16 protein-coding genes are annotated in these 18,352 nt (G+C 65.6%); 9 read left to right on the top strand and 7 right to left on the bottom strand.

Annotated features, from left to right (window positions below):
- Nucleotides 1–8 precede the first annotated feature (8 nt).
- Together VGQ44_06210 and oxlT are read right to left on the bottom strand one after the other, a co-directional pair.
- Entirely contained in the window at nucleotides 9–1,016 is a 1,008-nt protein-coding gene (locus tag VGQ44_06210) for a 2-dehydropantoate 2-reductase (protein HEV8446390.1), read from the bottom strand.
- 19 nt (nucleotides 1,017–1,035) lie between these two features.
- Complete coding sequence (oxlT, locus tag VGQ44_06205; GenBank protein HEV8446389.1) at nucleotides 1,036–2,328, bottom strand: oxalate/formate MFS antiporter; 1,293 nt, start codon at nucleotides 2,326–2,328, stop codon at nucleotides 1,036–1,038.
- 270 nt (nucleotides 2,329–2,598) lie between these two features.
- Between oxlT and VGQ44_06200 the strand changes: the two genes are divergently transcribed.
- From VGQ44_06200 to VGQ44_06190, 3 genes are read left to right on the top strand one after another with little or no spacing between them, the layout of a single operon-like run.
- Complete coding sequence (locus tag VGQ44_06200) at nucleotides 2,599–3,246, top strand: TetR/AcrR family transcriptional regulator (GenBank protein ID HEV8446388.1); 648 nt, start codon at nucleotides 2,599–2,601, stop codon at nucleotides 3,244–3,246.
- Complete coding sequence (locus tag VGQ44_06195) at nucleotides 3,243–4,835, top strand: DHA2 family efflux MFS transporter permease subunit (GenBank protein HEV8446387.1); 1,593 nt, start codon at nucleotides 3,243–3,245, stop codon at nucleotides 4,833–4,835. Before VGQ44_06200 ends, VGQ44_06195 begins: the two co-directional genes overlap by 4 nt.
- Nucleotides 4,836–4,891: 56 nt before the next feature.
- The gene (locus VGQ44_06190) at nucleotides 4,892–5,650 is read left to right on the top strand and encodes a dienelactone hydrolase family protein (protein ID HEV8446386.1); all 759 of its coding nucleotides are present in this window, start codon (nucleotides 4,892–4,894) and stop codon (nucleotides 5,648–5,650) included.
- A gap of 22 nt (nucleotides 5,651–5,672) precedes the next feature.
- On the opposite strand, the gene VGQ44_06185 is transcribed toward VGQ44_06190, so the two are convergent.
- The 4 genes from VGQ44_06185 to VGQ44_06170 all read right to left on the bottom strand — a co-directional run bounded on the left by VGQ44_06185 (nucleotide 5,673) and on the right by VGQ44_06170 (nucleotide 7,772).
- A complete protein-coding gene (locus tag VGQ44_06185; GenBank protein ID HEV8446385.1) occupies nucleotides 5,673–6,107 on the bottom strand; it encodes a hypothetical protein in 435 nt (144 codons plus the stop codon).
- 61 nt (nucleotides 6,108–6,168) lie between these two features.
- A complete protein-coding gene (locus VGQ44_06180; protein ID HEV8446384.1) occupies nucleotides 6,169–6,855 on the bottom strand; it encodes a hypothetical protein in 687 nt (228 codons plus the stop codon).
- Nucleotides 6,856–6,881: 26 nt separating this feature from the next.
- Nucleotides 6,882–7,325: a hypothetical protein gene (locus VGQ44_06175; protein ID HEV8446383.1), complete on the bottom strand. Its 444-nt coding sequence runs from the start codon at nucleotides 7,323–7,325 to the stop codon at nucleotides 6,882–6,884.
- A 33-nt stretch (nucleotides 7,326–7,358) separates the two neighbouring features.
- Nucleotides 7,359–7,772, bottom strand: a complete 414-nt coding sequence (locus tag VGQ44_06170; GenBank protein HEV8446382.1) for a VOC family protein — start codon at nucleotides 7,770–7,772, stop codon at nucleotides 7,359–7,361.
- Nucleotides 7,773–7,858: 86 nt separating this feature from the next.
- Here VGQ44_06170 and VGQ44_06165 point away from each other — a divergent pair, with 86 nt between their 5' ends.
- Nucleotides 7,859–8,734 carry a sigma-70 family RNA polymerase sigma factor gene (locus VGQ44_06165; GenBank protein HEV8446381.1) on the top strand — a complete coding sequence of 292 codons (876 nt, stop codon included), beginning with the start codon at nucleotides 7,859–7,861 and terminating at the stop codon, nucleotides 8,732–8,734.
- A 53-nt stretch (nucleotides 8,735–8,787) separates the two neighbouring features.
- Here VGQ44_06165 and VGQ44_06160 read toward each other — a convergent pair whose 3' ends face one another.
- Nucleotides 8,788–9,195, bottom strand: a complete 408-nt coding sequence (locus VGQ44_06160; GenBank protein HEV8446380.1) for a hypothetical protein — start codon at nucleotides 9,193–9,195, stop codon at nucleotides 8,788–8,790.
- Between the two features lie 113 nt (nucleotides 9,196–9,308).
- On the opposite strand from VGQ44_06160, the gene VGQ44_06155 reads away from it, so the two are divergent.
- The 5 genes from VGQ44_06155 (at nucleotide 9,309) to VGQ44_06135 (ending at nucleotide 18,310) form a co-directional block, all read left to right on the top strand.
- Nucleotides 9,309–10,037, top strand: coding sequence for a uracil-DNA glycosylase family protein (locus tag VGQ44_06155; GenBank protein ID HEV8446379.1), 729 nt, complete (start codon nucleotides 9,309–9,311; stop codon nucleotides 10,035–10,037).
- 475 nt (nucleotides 10,038–10,512) lie between these two features.
- On the top strand, nucleotides 10,513–11,460 hold the full coding sequence (locus VGQ44_06150) for a hypothetical protein (protein ID HEV8446378.1): 948 nt from the start codon (nucleotides 10,513–10,515) through the stop codon (nucleotides 11,458–11,460).
- Between the two features lie 178 nt (nucleotides 11,461–11,638).
- Complete coding sequence (locus tag VGQ44_06145) at nucleotides 11,639–15,406, top strand: TonB-dependent receptor (protein HEV8446377.1); 3,768 nt, start codon at nucleotides 11,639–11,641, stop codon at nucleotides 15,404–15,406.
- Nucleotides 15,407–15,417: 11 nt separating this feature from the next.
- A complete protein-coding gene (locus VGQ44_06140; GenBank protein HEV8446376.1) occupies nucleotides 15,418–17,124 on the top strand; it encodes a hypothetical protein in 1,707 nt (568 codons plus the stop codon).
- Nucleotides 17,125–17,278: 154 nt separating this feature from the next.
- Nucleotides 17,279–18,310, top strand: a complete 1,032-nt coding sequence (locus VGQ44_06135) for a hypothetical protein (protein HEV8446375.1) — start codon at nucleotides 17,279–17,281, stop codon at nucleotides 18,308–18,310.
- Nucleotides 18,311–18,352: the final 42 nt, after the last annotated feature.

The following is an 18,352-nucleotide window of genomic DNA, read 5'->3' as shown; positions in this document are numbered from 1 at the left end:
CTTGAATGTCACATCCTAGCGACGGCCAGCCGGCCGTGCTGGTCGGCAAGCGTCTTCCCCAAGAGACTCGCGCACGCGTACACCGCGTCGATGTGGGGCGTCGGCGTCTCGGTGAGACGGCCGAGCTCGACGACGGCCCCGACCAATGCCTCGAGCTCGATCGCTCGCCCCGCTTCCACGTCCTGCAACATCGACGTCTTGTGCGCACCCACCTTCTCGGCACCGGCGATTCGCTTGTCGATGCCAACGCGAAAGGTGATGCCGAGCTTCTTGGCGATGGCCTCCGCTTCGCGCATCATCTCGATGCTCAACTGGCGTGTGAGCGGAAACTGCAGCAGATCGACGAGCGTCGCGTGCGAGAGCGCGCTGATCGGGTTGAAGCTCAGGTTGCCCCAGACCTTGAGCCAGATCTCGCCGCGGATGTCGTCCGTGATCGGCGCCTTGAAACCCGCTCGCGTGAACGCGGCGGAAATCGCCTGCGCGCGCGGCGAGGTCGAGCCGTCCGGCTCGCCGAGCGTGAAGCGCTTTCCCTCGACGACTCGGACGACGCCTGGTGACTCGAGCACCGCGGCCGGATAGACGATCGAGCCGAGGATGCGATTGGGATCGATCGTCTTGGCGATCGAGCCGTCGGGGTCGGCGGCGTGAACGGGTCGTCCGTCGAAGGGGCCGCCCTGTTTGTGGAAATACCACCAGGGGATCCCGTTCTGCATCGTCACGATCGTCGTCTCGTCGCCACAGAGCGGAGCGAGGTCGCCGGCGATCGCCGCGACTTGATGCGCCTTGACCGCGAGCACGACGACGTCCTGCACGCCGGCGTCGGCCGTCTTCTGGTGCGCGGCGACAGTGCTCGCGACGATTTCGAGCCCGTCTTCGCCGATGACGCGCATGCCGCACCGGCGGACCGCGTCGAGATTGGCGCCGCGCGCGATGAAGGTGACGTCCTCGCCCGCCGCGGCGAGCCATCCGCCCACGTATCCGCCGATTGCGCCAGCCCCGACGACGGCGATCTTCACCTGGTCGCGCCTCGCGAGCTCACTTGGTGCGCGCTCGCATACGCGCGAGCATTCCTCCAGCGAGTCCCGCGGCGACGAGATTCATGACCGCCGTCGCGATGAACACGGCGTGCCATCCGATGCTGGTAGCCGCCACGACACTGGCCACCGGAACGAGCAGCGACGCGACTCCTTTCGCCGTGTAGAGCAGACCCGCGTTGGCCGATGCGAACGTCTTGCCGTACACGTCGGCGCAGATGGCGGGAAAGAGGCTGTAGATCTCGCCGTAGGCGAAGAACGCGAGTCCGCTCAGAATTACGAACAGCACCGGGATCTTGCCGAACGGAATGAGCAGCAGCAAGAAGACGCTCTCGAGCGAGAACGCCATGAACATCGTGCGCTCGCGACCCAGGTGATCCGACATCCATCCGAAGAACGGCCGGCTGACCCCATTGAGCACGCGGTTCATCGATAGCGCAAACGGGAGCGCCGCCAGCGTAATGCCGAGCAGCGCAACCGGAGCCTCGGCGACCGCGAAATCCTTCGCGATCGGCGTGAGCTGGGCGGTGAGAATGAGGCCGCCCGTCGCCGTCAACATGAACATCGCGTACAGCAGCCAGAACACCGGCGTCTTGAGCGTTTCCATCGGCGTGAACTCGCGCGTCGCGACGCGGAACCTGCCCGTATTCGTCGCCTTCGGCAACGAGGCCTCGGTCTTCGCATCCGGCGCGCGAAGGAACCAGCTCACCAGGAAAACGACAATGCCCTGGGCGATGCCGAACTTGAAAAATGTCGCTTCGTAGCCCTGCGACTTGATCATGTTTGCGATCGGGAAAACCGTCAGCGCCGACCCGGCGCCGAATCCCATCGCGGTGAGTCCGGAAGCCAACCCGCGCCGGTCGGGAAACCACTTGAGCGCGTTCCCGACGCACGCACCGTACACCGCGCCCGCGCCGATTCCGCCGACGACAGCGCCCAGGTAGAGCATCGGCAGCGAGTCGGCCATCGAATTGATCACCCAGGCCAGCGCGACGAGCAATCCGGCGACGACCCCGACGAGCTTCGGGCCGATCTTGTCGACGAGGTATCCCTCGAACGGGACCAACCAGGTTTCGATGACGACGAACACGGAGAAGGCGAACTGAATCGCCGAGATGCTCCAGCCGTGCTTGTCGTGGATCGGATTGACGAAGAGCGTCCAGCCGTACTGCAGGTTGGCGATCATCGACATGCAAACAATTCCGAGCGACAACTGCCACCACCGGCCTCGGAGGATGGCGGGCGCCGCGTCTCGCGCGATTGTCCGTGATGCCGCTTCAGCTGCCTCAGTCACCGGGGCAAACCCTTCATATGAGTGGGCGAGTGGTTGGGGTGGCGCAAAGGTTATCACATGGGCCGCGATTCGCCTAGCGGCCAGGACTGGATTTTGGATACGAAAACGGCCTTGCGTTCCGGAGATCGTTTGGGTACGCGGACTTAAGCAGAGGCGGGACCCTCCGCGCCGCGCGACGCTCCGTGTCGGGAGGGCGCGCCCCAGCCTCAACCTGTCAGCGCTGGAAGAAAGCCCAACCGAGTAACATACTCGTGAGTATATTATTTCCAGATGCCGCGAACCAAGTCCAAGATCCTGCGCTGGGAACGACGTCCGGCCGAACGGCCCGGCGAGCTGCTCGAGGCAGCGCTCCGCGTGTTTGCGACTCGGGGCTATCGAAGCGCGACGCTCGAGGAGGTCGCCGCCGCGGCCGGCGTGACCAAGGGGGCGGTGTATCACTATTTCGACAACAAGGAACAGTTGCTGTCGAGCGCGCTCGAGCATCATCAACAGCGCGCGTTCGCGCGCCTCGAGGGCGCGCTCGACAGCGAGCACGGGTCGGCGACCACTCGCATTCGCCTGCTGTTTCGCAGCGCGTTCGGCGGCGATGATCCGATTCGCCGCGACGTGCTGCTGCTCCTCCACGCGATCGCGCACGAGGCGCCGAACGTCTACCGCCACTGGGTCGCCAACGGCCCGCTGCGGTGGTGGCGCGTCGTGGAGTCGCTGATCGTCGAAGGGCAGCGCAGCGGAGAGTTTCGGCGCGACGCGGACGCCGAGGTCACGGCTCGTATCGCGCTCGTGGGAGTGCTCGCCCAGTTCGCGTGGCAGCGCTACGCCGACTCAGTGCCCGGATTGGCGATCGACCGAGAGCGGTTGGTCGACTCCGCCGTGGACATGTTGGTCGCCAGTCTACAGCCGCCGGAAAAGCGCGCGTGACGACCGCAGTGCGACCGCGGGCGCGCATCGCGCGCGCGGAAGCGGTGAAGGTGCCGCCTCACAAGTGGGTGATCGCCGGCACCGTCCTCACGGCGACGATCATGGCGGTGCTCGACTCGAGCATCGTGAACGTCGCGCTGCCGGACATGTCCGGCAACCTCGGGGCGACGCTGGAAGAAATCACGTGGGTCGTCACGTCGTACATCCTGGCGCAAGTGATCGTCATGCCGATCACCGGGCTGCTCTCGGCGCGGTTCGGCCGCAAACGCTTCTACATGGCGAGCGTCGTGATCTTCACGCTGGCGTCAATGGCCTGCGGGCTGGCGCACACGCTCGGCGAGATGATCGCGTTCCGGATCGTACAGGGATTCGGCGGCGGCGTCCTGCTCACCGTGTCGCAGGCGATTCTGCGCGAGAGCTTTCCGCCGGAAGAGCAGGGAATCGCGATGGGTCTCTACGGACTCGGCGCCGTGCTCGCGCCGGCGTTCGGGCCGACGCTGGGCGGATGGATCACGGATCAGTATTCGTGGCCCTGGGTGTTCTACATCAACGTGCCCGTCGGCATCGTCACGCTGATTCTGCTCTCGCGTTACATCGAAGATCCGCCGTATCTCATTCGTGAGAAAGGCTACATCGACTGGCCGGGGCTGGGGCTGCTCGTCGTCGGCCTGGGATCGCTCCAGTTGTTGCTCGAGGAAGGCGAGCGGCACGACTGGTTCCAGTCGGGCTACGTGATTCGACTCGCCGTGGTCGCCACGTTCGGTCTGCTGCTCTTCGTTTGGCGCGAGCTGACCACCGAGAAGCCGGCGGTGAACTTGAGGATCTTGAAGAACCTCTCATTCAGCTCGGCGACGATGCTCGGTGGAGTACTGGGGCTGGCGCTCAATGGGAGTCTGTTTCTGCTCCCCGTGTTCCTGCAGCGCCTGCTGGGATACAACGCGATGCAGTCGGGCTTCACGCTGATGCCGCGCAGTCTAGCGATGGCGGTGCTGATGCCGATCGGCGGACGTTTTTACAATCGGCTCGGGCCGCGCGTGCTGGTAGGGACTGGGCTCGTCATCGCGGCGATCGGGTTCTACGGAATGGCGCGCCTCACGGCGCAGGTTGGCTATTGGGATCTCTTCTGGCCCCAGCTGTGGCAGGGCGTGGGGTTCAGTTTGATCTTCGTCGCGTTGAGCACCGCGGCGCTGTCGACGATCTCGCGCGCACGAATGACCGCCGCGGCCGGGCTCTACAACGTCGTGCGCCAGGTGATGGGCAGCGTCGGCATCGCGATCGCCGCGACGACGCTCGACACGAGCGCGGTGCGCTATCACGCGCTGCTTTCGGAAGACGCCGGCGCGTCGCGCATGGGATCGGCGATGGTCAGCGGACTGGCGAGCGCGATGCAGAGCAAGGGCGCGGACCACTACACCGCGACGCAGCAGGCGATGCACATCATGGACAACATGATCGGCCGCCAAGCGAGCGTGCTCGCGTACAACCACGTGTTTCTGCTGGTGACGTCGCTGTTCGTGATCGGGCTTCCGCTGGTGGTTCTGTTGCGGCGGGGTGCGCCGTCGGCGGAAGCGGAGGTGATGGTCGAGTAGGGTTCGCCGGTAGGCCGGCGGGCCGGTAGTCCGGAACAACTGAGATCGGAGGGGTGATGTCGCGACAGGAAGTCAGAATCGAGACGGAAGACGGCGTCTGTCCGGCCAGCGTATTCGAGCCCTCGACCGGCACGGGGCCGTGGCCGGGAGTGCTCATGTACATGGACGGCGTCGGAATTCGGCCGGCGCTGTTCGACATCGCGCAGAAGCTCGCGGACGAGGGCTACGTCGTGCTGCTGCCGAATCTCTTCTATCGGATCGCGTTCACAGCGGTCGATCCGAAGAAAGCCTTCACCGATCCCGACGTGCGTAAGGATCTCATGACGCGAGTCATTCCGTCGGCGACGATTCCGAACATCATGCGGGACACGAAATCGTTTCTGGCGTTCTTGTCGAACTCGCGCAAGGTGACGGGATCGCGGATCGGAATGACCGGCTACTGCATGGGCGGCCGGCTCGCCTTCGCGGCATCAGGGACGTTTCCGGAGAGCGTCGCCGCGATTGCGTCGTATCACGCGAGCGGCCTCGCGACCGACGATCCGAACAGCCCCCACCGACTGGCGCCGAAGATTCAGGCGCGCGTGTACGTCGCGGGCGCGATCGACGACGCCGGGTTCGACGACGCACAGAAGGCCCGGCTCGAGCAGGCGCTCACCGACGCAGCCGTCGATCACGTCGTCGAGACATATCAAGCGCGTCACGGGTTCGTGCCCGCGGACATGCCGGTGCACGACGCGGCGGCGACTGAGCGTCACTGGCGGACGTTGGTCGCGTTGTTCCGGGAGAGCCTGGCGGGTACCCGGGCCGCGGAATAAGAGTCGGTAACCCGATCTCCGATCACAGCGTCGATTCAGCGTCTCCAACTAACTGCGCGGACTTCGCCGTCCCGGACGTAAGCGCCTCGGCGAACGCGGTCACGGACTTCGCAGGGCAAACGAACTGCGTCTCGGCGCGATCCCACTGATCAGTACGAGCGCCTGGACTGGCGACGCGGATGCGAATGGTGCAGGCAGCGGTGGTCCCGGCGCGCGTCACTTGAAGACGCAACCGTTCGCTGGCGGCGTCCCAACCGCCGATCAGCTGCGCCTGGTCGGCGTCTCGGCGGTGCAGCGCGGCAACTTCGGCCGCGAAGGCGGAAAGGTCTCGACGCGCGATGGCGAATCGCGTCGCGCCGGTGAATCCGCGGCACGACACGCCCGCGGTCACGTCGACGAAGTCGCCTGACGTTCCTGGACTGTCCGCGATGAGGCGAAAGAGCAGTTCGGCGGTCACGCGCCAACTTCTCGCGCCGATCGCCCGGAGTCAACTCGCTCCCGCGCGAGCGGCCGACCACTCAGTCATCTCGTCCTCGCGTCGCGGATACGTTGGATTTCGTCGCGGCAATTCGGGCACGAATGTTTCGCGCTCGCGCCCGAAGCGCCTTGCTCGACGAGCGTTCGAACGCGCGCAGCTTGCGGTCGACCGTTTGGCCGAGGCGCGGTTTTCGAGCCGACAGCGTGGCCAGGCTGTCGAGCGCCCACGCCCGAACGAACGTCTGCGGAAAGTCGACGTTCTCCATCAGAATGTCCTCGACGCGGCGCTCCTGCGCCGGCGTCCAACGAAAGAGCGGCAGCGCGCGGACGATCTGGAGCCTGACCTCCCACTTGTCGCTCTCGGCGAGCGGGCCGATGAACACGCGTTTGTTCGGCTCGACCCATTCGGGGTGGTCGTGCGCGAGCTTCTCGAGCAGATCGAGCGCACGCTGCGAGACGAGCCAGTCTTCGTCTCCAGTCAGCGCGGCCAGCGTGTCGACGAGCGACGGATCTCCTTCCACGAGCGCTCGGACCTTGTTCGAGCCCGCGATCCCGCGCCGGTCGCCGCCGCTCAGCAATTCGCGGATGGAAAAGCGCGAGCCTGTTGTTGAAACCGAGGATCTCGCGGCCAGCTGCTTGAGCCGGGCAGGAATCGGGCGGCACTGGCAGAACCTTTGATGCTCGAGGTGCCACGCAAGCCTCTGCCGCGTGCTCGCGTTCTTCGGCATTCGATTGTCACGATGCCATTCGACGTTCACTGACGCCGCTCCCACCTCACCCGAAGTCGACCCGAGATGAATTGGGCGTCGGGCCCCTTTCCGGAAATCCTAGGGTCGACCAACTGGATTCTGATCGTGATCGGATACCCCTTCACGTCGAGGAGTCGCTGATTTGGGAACTGCTTCTCCGCCACGTGCCACGCTTCGACGTCTGACGGATCCGGCCCGTGGAGCGCCTCATAAACGAGATTCCTCGAATCGATCGTGACGGGACGGCGTAGTACTTCCACTTGCCACCCTTGGTGCGCGTTGCCAGCGCTCGTATTCTCGAGACGGAGCAAGAGCGCCGAACTGATCACGCGGCTGACGACCCGACGATTGTCGAGAAGATCGACCGTGATCGCGGATCGATCGCCGCGTTGTGGCTGGGGGCCGAGCAACGCGGCGATCGTTCCTGCAACGAGGGGCGCCGCTCGCATTTCAGGAATCTGGCGCCTCCCTCCCTTCCCGTGCTATTCGGCGTTGAAGGGCTGATCGCCGCTGCCGCCGGCCACCTTCCACAGGTAGCCGTCGGGGTCGGCGAAGTAGCCGAAGTAGCCGCCCCATTGAGCTTTCTGCGCCGGTTTGACGATTTTCGCACCGGCTTTTTCCGCCTCCGCCATCACGCGGTCCACCGTCTTTTCATCGCGAACCGTGTAGGCGAGCGTCACGCCGCGAAAGCCCGTGCCGTCCGCGCCGACGCCAGCTTCCGCGGCCAACGCCTTCCAAGAAATGATCCCGAGCATGGACGATCCGCCGTCGAGGCCGAACGCCACCCACTCGCCGTAGTCCTGCAAGGCGGGCCAGCCGAGCCCGTCGTGGTAGAATTGTTTGGCCTTCGCGACATCCTTCACTCCGAGCGTGATGGCGCTCACGTGCGGTTTCATGGTCGTCTCCTGGTCACATCCGTTGAATTGGTTTCGTCATCTTCGTGTACAGCGCATTGACGGATCCCAACCAGGAAATGTGACGCATGGCTGACCGCGACATGCTGGCGAAAGCCTTCGAGGAGAATCGCAAACGACTGCGCTCGGTCGCATTCCGGATGCTCGGTTCGAGAGCGGAAGCCGACGACGCGATACAAGAAGCGTGGCTCCGCCTCAGTCGCGCGGAGGCTGACCAAGTCGAGAACCTCGGCGGCTGGCTCACGACAGTCGTGGCGCGCGTGTGCCTCGACATGCTCCGCTCGCGCCGCTCGAGGCGCGAGGAGACGCTCGAGGATCCGGCGCTGGAGTCAGCCGCGAATCGCGAAGCCACGCTCGCGGCCGATCATGAGCTCGTGCTCGCCGACTCCGTGGGTCTGGCGATGCTCGTCGTGCTCGAGACGCTGAACCCCGCCGAACGCGTCTCGTTCGTATTGCACGACATGTTCGATCTCCCCTTCGAGGAGATCGCGCCGATCGTCGGGCGAACGCCGACCGCGGCGCGGCAGCTGGCGAGTCGCGCGCGTCGACGAGTCCAGGGCACGAGTGAAGACGCCGATGTCGACCGCGAGCGACAGCGGGAAGTCGTCGACGCCTTTCTGCGCGCGGCGCGCGAAGGGGACTTCGAGGCTTTGCTTGCCGTCCTGGATCCCGACGTCGTCGCGCGGGTCGGTACGGCGGCGGCCGCGCTTGGATCCGCCGAGGAAGTCCGAGGAGCGAGCGACGTCGCGAAGATCTTCGTCGGTCGTGCCAAGGGCGCGCAGCCGGCGCTCATCGACGGCGCACCCGGACTAGTTTGGGCGCCGGGCGGCCACCCGCGGATGGTGTTCAGCTTCACGACCGCCGATGGAATGGTGACGTCGATCGAGTTGATTTCGGACGCGGCGCGGCTCGGCGCAATGGATTTGGTGATCGCGGACGCGTGACCGCGCCGGCGTCCGCGATGGGCGCCGGCGTGGCGTCCGCCAGCCGCACATACCTAGGGTGTCGGCGGCTTGGCGGGTGCGGGCGGCCGCTCCGCGGCCGGGGTCAGCGATCCGTCTTGTCCGACGTGCAGCGTTACCGTCGCGCGCTGGGCAACCGGCTCCATTTCCTCGGCTTCGACGCGAATGCGGCCGGATCCAACACAGCTGATCGTGACGCGCGCTCCTTCGTGCATCCCCTTGATGAACGGCTCCAGCTTCTTCGGCTCGGCGAGCATCGTGGTCGCGCTATGGCCCGGATCGAGCTCGTGCGGCGCGGTCGGGCTCATCTTCAGCCCGAGCTTGTCGCTCACGCTGCCGACGGGAATCGGATCCGCCGGTGGGGGAAGAGGAGTCTGCGCGAACGACAGCGCTGGGAGCAACGCGCACGCGGCCCAAGCGAACATCAGGCGGCTTCGAGTCATGGACCCCTCGTCGTAGTAGTAACTCTCCCTACTGTGCCGGCAAGAGAGTCGCGCGTCAGTAGGGAATTGTGCGCACGTTTGACGGGGAGTCCTGCACAGTAGGTTTGAAGGCCATGGATCGCCCCACCTTCGCGAGCCGCGCGCTTCAATTCTATCGCCGCCTGTCGACGCCTGCCGTTCCACCGGGCGTCGAGGTCATGAATCCATACAAGAGCCGCCGCGTGATGGGATACGTGGCCGACTTCTTGGACCGATACTTCGCCGACGCCGCGCCTCGCGTCCTCGTGTTCGGCATCAACCCTGGCCGCTTCGGCGCCGGCATCACAGGCATCACGTTCACCGATCCGGTCGCGCTCGCGGACTTCTGCGGCGTCGCCAACGACCTGCAACGCAAGCGCGAGCTGTCGTCGATCTTCATCTACGACTTCATCGAACGCTACGGCGGCGTGCGGGATTTTTACCGCCACTTTTTTCTTACGGCGATGTGCCCGTTGGGATTTACGCGCGGCGGGCTGAATCTCAACTACTACGACGTCCCCGCGCTCGCGCGAGCCGTGGAGCCGTTCATCGTGAAGTCGATCAAGGCGCAGATCGCGCTCGGCGGGCGAACCGACCACGCGATCGTGATCGGCAAGCACAAGAACCTGCACTTCTTCGAGCGTCTCAACGAGCGGCACGGTTTCTTCGACACGATCGAAGCCGTCGAGCACCCGCGATCGATCATGCAGTATCGCCGGCGCCATCTCGAGCGATATCTCGAGGAGTACGAGACGGTTTTTCGGCGGGCTGTGAAGAGACGGTCAACCGGGAGACCCGGCACCGCGATACCTGGAAAGCGTTGAGTGGTGACCGGCGAACGCTGTTCCGGTACCCGGTGACCCTGTGTCCCGGTCCGCGGCTCCGGGCTCGCTCCGCGCGTCGTTGTCGGGGTTCGTCTTGACGGGCTAGGCCCCCCGATCACCGGTCACCCGACGACCCGAATGTCCCGGTAAGACTGCCAACGGCGTTCTCAGTCTGTGCAGATAAAAACTGAGAACGCTGACATTTTGTGGGCAGTCATTTCCCGATCCTTTGTCGCCTCGATCATCGTCGTCGCCGCCTGCGGACCGGCGACGACCGATGCCGGTGCCCACGGCGTGGGTACGGGAACGGACACTATCCCTCAGGCGATTAGTTCAGTCGTCGCGGCGTCGCATACGTGCGCGCTGACGGTCGCCGGCGCGGCGTACTGCTGGGGTTATACCGTCGAGCAGCCCGACGGAACCGACAGACTGGTCGTGACCCCCACGCCCGTGCAGGCGCCCAACGGGGGGGGGCATCACTTTCCAGTCGCTGTCGGTCTCGAAGGTCGAAGACGTCACGTGCGCCGTCGCGACGACTGGCGCCGCCTATTGCTGGGGTGAGAACGATCACGGCCAGCTAGGGGACGGCACGACGACGCCGCATGCGGCTCCGACGCTCGTCGCCGGTGGGCTTACCTTCAAGAGCATTGCCGTCGGGGATGCCCACGTCTGTGGCGTGACGACGAGCGGATCGCTCTACTGTTGGGGCTTCAGCGCGAACGGTGCGTTCGGCGACGGCTCGGTCGGCGAGCATCGCACGCCGACGCCGAGTGCGGCGGGGCTCACTTTCCAAACGGTCGTCGCGGGCAGCGACTTCTCTTGCGGTCTCACGACGGCCGGCTCGGCCTACTGTTGGGGGCTCGGTAACAACGGACAGCTTGGAGACGGCAACGGACGAACGAATCGGAGTCCGGTCGCCGTCACGGGCGACCAGAGGTTCGAGAGCATCGTCGGCGATGGGCAGGGTGCTTGCGGCCTGACCGACGCCGGCAAGGCGTACTGTTGGGGCAGCGACTTCTTTGGAACGGTGGGCGATGGCTCCAGCGCTACCACGGACGGGGTCATTCGTCGCGTCGCTCCCACCGTGGTCGCCGGCGATTTGACCTTTGCTACTCTGGCCGCGGGATATCTGACCGTGTGCGGCATCACCGGGTCCGGCGCCGGCTATTGTTGGGGGGCCAACGACGGCGCGATCGGCGACGGAAGTCTCGAGCAGCGCTCGTCGCCGGTTGGAGTCTCCGGCGGCCTGACTTTCCGCAGCATCTCGAGCGGCACCGGCTATAGCTGCGGCATCACGACCTCCAGCGCGCTGTACTGCTGGGGCGACAACAGCGGTGGCGGCCTCGGCGACGGTACGACCGTCTCTCGGCCCGCTCCGGTCCCGATTTCTTGGCCGCGGACCGCGGAAGGAAACGCGCGCTGACCGAGCGCGAACCAAACGGGATTCTGACGTGTCCAACGGGATCGAGCCGCGCGCCGGTCCCTGCCATAGCGACCTCGCATTAGCACTTGATTAAGATGCGAGAAGGGGAGAGGCGACGCCTTGACCGGCCAATAGGGCGCTCGTAGCGTGGCTCGCAACCTTCATTGTTGAGGGCTTGATGCGTCGGATGCCCACCCCGAGGGTCGTCACTCGCCTCTGCCGCCGCGTCGCCATTTTGGCGTTGCTTGGCGTCGCCGGACTCGCGGCCTTCGCTCCGCCCGCTCACGCGCAGACGGACGTGATTCGCGGCCGCGTGCTGACGGTCGAAGGTCTGCCGCTGCAGAACGTGCGCGTGACCGCCACGTCGATCCCGGGCAACGTGACGCGCGAGGCGCGCACGAACAGAGACGGCGGCTACCAGATCGCGTTCGCCAACGGCCCCCACGACTACATCATGGGGTTTTCCCTCATCGGCTACGCGTTCAAGCAGTTCGAGATCAAACAGGTCGCCGATGAGGACGTTCTGATCGCCGACGCTCGGCTCTCGGTGGTGCAGCTCGACACCGTCGTCTCGACGGCGTCGAACCAACAGCGCGTGAGCCGCAACAGTCAGACGCCCGATGTGAGCGGCACCGAGCAGACGGTCAACAACACCAACCTGCCGCCGGAGCTGCAGGGCGACCTCGCCGCGATGGCGGCGTCGCTCCCCGGCGTCACCCTGATCCCCGGCCTCGACGGACAGGCGGACGGTTTCTCGGTGCTCGGACTCGGCGCCGACCAGAACACGACGACGATGAATGGCATGTCGTTCAACTCCGGCAACCTTCCGCGCGACGCGCAGGTGCAGTCGTCGCTGTCGACGTCGACGCTGGACGTATCTCGCGGCGGCTTCAGCGGCGCGAACTTCAACCTGTCGGCGGCGTCGGGTTCGAACTTCCGCACGCGCGGCACCAGCTTCGTCTTCAACGCGCCGGCTCTCGAGTGGACCGACCGCGCCGCGCAGGCCGTCGGCACCGAGTACACGAACCTCTCGCTCGGCGGAGTGATCTCGGGTCCGATCACTTACAACCAAGCGTTCTTCAGCCTGTCGTATCAGCTCGGACGGAATTCTCGCGACAACGCGACCCTGCTCAACACGAACGCGCTCGGCCTTCTCACCGCCGGCGTGGCGTACGACTCCGTGCAGAATCTGCTCGGCATTCTTCGCCAGCGCGGGCTCAACCCGACCGTCGGCGGATTGCATCAAACGCGGCTCTCCGACAACGGGTCGGTCTTCGGGAACGTCAGCTTCTCTCCGCCGCAGTCGACGACGGGCCAAACCTTCGGCCTGACCTACAACGCGAACTGGTCGCGCCAGGATCCGGCCGGCGGCGGCGCCACGTCGCTCGCGTCGGCGAGCGGAGATCGAACCAACTGGGGCGGGGGACTCCAGGCGCGTCACACGGCCTACATCGGCAATACGCTCAGCGAGACGCAGCTGAGCGGCAGCCTCTCGCGCAACTACGGCACACCGTTCCTCGTGTTGCCGGCGGGCAACGTGCGCGTGAGCTCGGACCTTCCGGATGGCGCGAGCGGCGTTTCGAACCTCGTGTTCGGCGGCGGCCAGGCGTTCGGTTCGACGTCGCAGTCGAGGAGCGCGGGCGTCCAGAACACCCTCTCGTGGTTCGACAACGCCAACAAACATCGCCTCAAGCTGGAAACCGAGATCAACTACAACGGTTCCGCGGTGAATCAGTCGTTCAACCGCCTCGGAACGTTCAGCTTCAACTCGCTCTCGGATCTCGCGAACGGAGTCCCGGCGTCGTTCACGCGCAGTCTGTCGGCGTACGACCGGTCGATCAATCTGCTTCTCGCCGGCGCGTCGATCGGCGACTCGTACCGCCGGAATCAAGATCTGCAGATCCAATACGGCGTCCGCATCGACGGCGCGCACTATCTGACGTCGCCGACCTACAACGCCGACGTCGATCACCTCTTCGGACTTCGCAACGACCACGTTCCCAATCCGATCTCGGTCAGCCCGCGCATCGGCTTCCAAAAGACGCTCGGCCAGGCACCCGAGATCTTCGCGTTCACCGGCGCGCAGCGCGCTCCGCGCGCCATCCTGCGGGCCAGCGTCGGCGTGTTCACGAACAACCCGAGCGTCGGTCTGATCTCGTCGGCGCTCGACAACAATGGCTTACCGACCGGCGCGCAGCAGATCTCGTGCGTCGGCCCGGCGGCGCCGATTCCCAACTGGGCCGGATACGAAACCGATCCGGCTTCGATTCCGACGACCTGCGCCGACGGCACGCTCGGAACGCCGTTCGCGACGTCGGCACCGAACGTCTACCTCATTTCGCCCGATTATCACACGCCGCGTTCCGTGCGCGCGAACGCGTCGTGGAACGGAAGCCTGTTCGACGGCCGTTTCGCCGCGGGGATCAACGGAACGTACTCGCTCAACGTCGACCAGCAGCGGTCGTTCGACCTCAACTTCAAGCCGGCGCAGCAATTCTCGCTCGACGACGGCCGGCCGGTGTTCGCGCAGGCCGCGAACATCGTTCCGACCACCGGCTCGATCGCGCCGGGCGACGCCCACGTCACGACGTCATATACGCACGTGTACGAGACGCGCTCCGACCTCAAGTCGCACACGTCGCAGATCCAGGTCTCGCTTTCGCCCATTCCGCACGGCCCGACCAAGTTCACCTGGTCCACGACCTATACGTACTTGCACACGCGTGAGCTCGTCTCCGGATTCCAAAACACGGCCGGCAATCCGCTCGATCTCCTCTGGTCGACGAACGGCCAGGGTCCGCACCAGATCAGCTACAGCCTTCGCTACAACCTGTTCAACGCCGCGGCGATCTCCTGGAACGGCTCTTTCCGTTCGGGCAACAAGTTCACTCCAATGATCGCCGGCGACGTCAACGGCGACGGCTACTCCAACGACCGCGCGTTCGTCTACAACCCCGCCAGCCTCGGGGCGGGAGACAGCGCGCTCGCCTCCGGCATGCGGCAACTGCTCGACAATTCGACCGGCGCGACACGAGATTGCCTCGAGAAGCAGATCGGCCACATCGCCACACGGAACAGTTGCCAAGCGCCGTGGAGCTCGAACGCGAATATCAGCGTATCGCTCGATCGCGCGAAGTTCCGTATGCCGCAGCGCGCGAACGTCTCCTTCTCGCTCAACAATCCGCTCGGTGCGGCCGACCTCGCGCTCAACGGCTCAGGGCATCTCAAAGGCTGGGGACAGTCGTACGCGCCTGACCAGAGCCTGCTCTATGTGCGCGGGTTCGATCCCTCGACCAAGCGGTTCACGTACGAGGTGAACCAGCGCTTCGGGGCGACGAGCCCGGCGCTCGTCGTGCTTCGATCGCCCGTGGTGTTCACGACGCAAGTCCGCGTCGACGTCGGTGCGATGCGCGAACGGCAGACCCTCGGCATGCAGCTGGGCGTCGGTCGCGTGCTGCCGGGCACGCGCGCGCCCGAGGCTCTGTTCCGAGCCATCGGCGTGAGCAGCATCAGCAACCCGATGGGGACGATCATTCGCCAACAGGATTCGCTGCACCTCACCGTGGTCCAGGCGGACAGTCTCGCGGCGATGAACCGGCGCTACACCTACCGGTGTGATTCGCTCTGGGCGCCGATCGCTCGATACTTCGTGCAACTTCCGGAGCGCTACGACGAAGGCGAAGCGTACGATCGCTACCTTCGCACTCGACGAGCTCAGATCGACATGCTGAGCCAACTCGCGCCGACGATTCGCGCGCTGCTGACGCCCGAGCAGCTGCGCAAGGTCCCGCAGTTGACGCTCAACACGCTCGATCCATTGTATCTCGCATCCGTGCGCGACGGCACGTCTCTCTATGTCGGCGGCATCGCACCGTTCTTCGGCGCCCCGATCTTTATTGGCGGTGGCGGATACGAGATGGCCGCCGTGGCGTTCACGCGGTTTTGAGGACGTCGACGATGCTCTCCACTCGAAGCCTCATCGCATTGACCGCGGCGCTGGTCGCACCCGCCGCCGCCGTCGCACAAGGCGATTCCACTCACAAGACGGATACGACCCACAAGGCGGCACCCGTCGGTCCGGCCGTCCGCCGGATCTCGACCGCGTCGGCGCTTTCGACCGCGGACCTCGGCGGAATCAACAACGTCGTCGAGCTGAAGGACGGTCGCGTACTCGTCAACGATGGAACGCGTCGCCGTCTGCTCTTGATGGACACGACACTCAATGTCGTGGAAGTCGTGCTCGACTCACTCGCCGAGGTCGCGAATACGTACGGCACGCGAGCGGGCATGATGATTCCGTATCGTGCCGACTCGATTCTCTTCGTCGATCCCGCGTCATACGCGGCACTCGTCCTTGATCCGTCGGCTCGCATCGCGCGCGTGCGGTCGGCGTGGAATCCGGACGATATCTTTTCGTACACGAACGCCTCCGGCACGTTTGGCTGGCCGGCCACCGACGGCCGCGGACGAGTCGTCTATAGAATCTCGGCGCGTCCCGGACCGCCGAAGGTCGCGCCGCCGCCGGGCGTTCCGTATTTCCCGTCGCCGCCCGACACCGCGTTCATCGTCGCGCTCGACCTCGACACGCGAAAGCTCGACACGCTCGGCGCGGTCAAGATCCCAAAGGTCGATTATCAGATTCACATGTCGGCCGAAGGCTTCTTGTCGATCAGCGTGATGAACAATCCGCTTCCGACGACGGACGAGTGGGCCGTGATGCCGAGCGGTGCCGTCGCGTTCCTGCGTGGCCGAGATTATCGGATCGACTACAAGCAGCCCGACGGCTCGTGGACGTCGTCGCCGAAGATTCCGTTCGACTGGCAGCGACTGAACGACGTCGACAAGCAGAAGTTCGTGGACTCCGTGAAGGACGCGAACCGCCGCTCGCAGATGGGCGCCTACGTCTCGGCGATGATTCGCTGGACGAATCTCTACAACAAACCGTATCCGAAAGACCTCAAGATCCCTGCTGGATTCGTCCCGCAGAACGGATTGGCGAGGAGTTGGAAGCTTCCGCCCGACATGACCCTGCCGGCGAACTACATCTACGCGTGCGCCCCCGGCGAAGAGGCGAAGATCATCGCGTCGGCTCCGGCACCTGGTGCCACGGGTGCACCGGGTGGAGCGTCCGCGTCTCCGGCCGATCGTGATCGCGCGGCCGCACTCGGTGGCGCGGCACGCGCGGCTGCTCCTGGCCCCCCCCCGACGCCGGGCGGTGCTGCTGTCTCGGGCAGCACCGCGTTGCCGACCGGGATGACGGTCACGCCCGGCGGCCCGCTCATCGGAGGTGCTCCGGTGCCGGTGGGTGGAACACCGTCGTGCATTCCGTCTCCGATCGTGGTGAGCGGTGGAGTCGCGCCGCCGATGCCGACGATTCGCGAGCTCTTCGTCGTGCCGCCGGACGAGCTGCCCGACTATCGTCCCCCGTTCATCGCCGGCGCGGCGCGCGCCGACGCGGATGGCAACCTCTGGGTGCGCACGCAGCCCGCGAAGCCGGTTCCAGGCGGACCGATTTACGACGTCATCAACAAAGAGGGCGAGCTGGTCGATCGCCTCCAGGTGCCCGTCGGTTACACGCTCGTTGGATTCGGGAAGGGCAAAGTCGTGTACCTCTCGATGCGCGATCCGAAAGGAATTCATCTCGCGCGTGTACGGTTGAGGTAGCGAACCCAACGCATCGTTGATACGGAACGTGACAGCGGGCTAGACGAGCTCGCTCGCTGTCTGCGCGATCAGTAGTTTCTGATGCCTCGGACGCTCATCGCCGGGCGTTCCGCGCAGGGCCGCGCCGAGGCTCGCTTCCTCGCAAGGAAGCTCGATGTTCGCATTTGGAGTCGCCGCCGCGATGCTCGCGATGTCGTCATCGCGCAGTATCCGCCAGTACCTCGTCTCCGGCGAGTCTCACCCGGAGCAGATCGTCGTCAACGACAATCGGCGTGCGGCGGGATCGATGACCGGCCGCACGGTCGACATTCATCTCGAGATTCGTCGCGGCGTGTGGCATCCGACCCGCGACGACGGCGGCGGGCCCGGCGTCAGCGTGAACGCGTTCGCCGAGGAAGGGAAGCCGCTCAGCGTGCCAGGCCCCCTCATTCGCGTTCCGGCCGGCGCGATCGTGCACGCGTCCGTGCGCAACACGCTCTTCAACAGCGTGGTCGTCTACGGCCTCAGCGCGCGCGGCGCGGGCACGCCGCGCGCCGAGGACACCGTGCAGATTCGCCCCGGCGCCGTTCAAGAAATCTCATTTCCTGCCGGAGCGCCTGGGACGTACTACTACTGGGGGAAATCGGCTCGGGACACATCCTCGGCCGACCCGCTCGCCCGCGCGCCCGTCGACGCCCAGCTCGGCGGCGCGTTGATCGTCGACCAACGGGACACGTTCGGTTCCGAGCGCGATCGCGCGTTCGTGTTCAACTTGTGGGACCCGTCGCCACAGTCCGGCGCGGGCAGCGCCGTGCCCGACGTCGAGTCGGTCTTCTGGTTCACGATCAACGGAAAGGCGTCGCCGTACACCGAGCGACTGTCGTTCGCGGTCGGCGACACCGTTCGCATGCGATTCGTGAACCTGACCCTCGCGTCTCACCCGATTTCGCTCGGTGGAGTGTTCTACAGCGCGAATCGGGGCGACGGGATGCCCGGAGATTCGACCGTGGCCGTCTGGCGCGCGATCGCGAAGAACGCAACCGCTCTGCCGCCCGATTCGGCGAGCCCACGCCCGGCGTTTCAGCAGCTCGAGAACGGCGCGACATACGATTTCGCCCTGACCCCTCCGGCGCCGGGAGACTTTTCGTTCGTCGTCAAATCGGCGAACGGAACGCTCCTCGCGCGCTTCCCGGTTCACGTCCGCTGACGACCGGCCGGCTTCGCGCGTGTCCGGGTCACAGCGCCTCGA

This window comes from Gemmatimonadaceae bacterium, assembly GCA_036003045.1.
Classification (GTDB): Bacteria; Gemmatimonadota; Gemmatimonadetes; order Gemmatimonadales; family Gemmatimonadaceae; genus JAQBQB01.
Note: the sequence above shows the minus strand (reverse complement) of the source record. Positions and strands in the feature narration are given on the sequence as shown.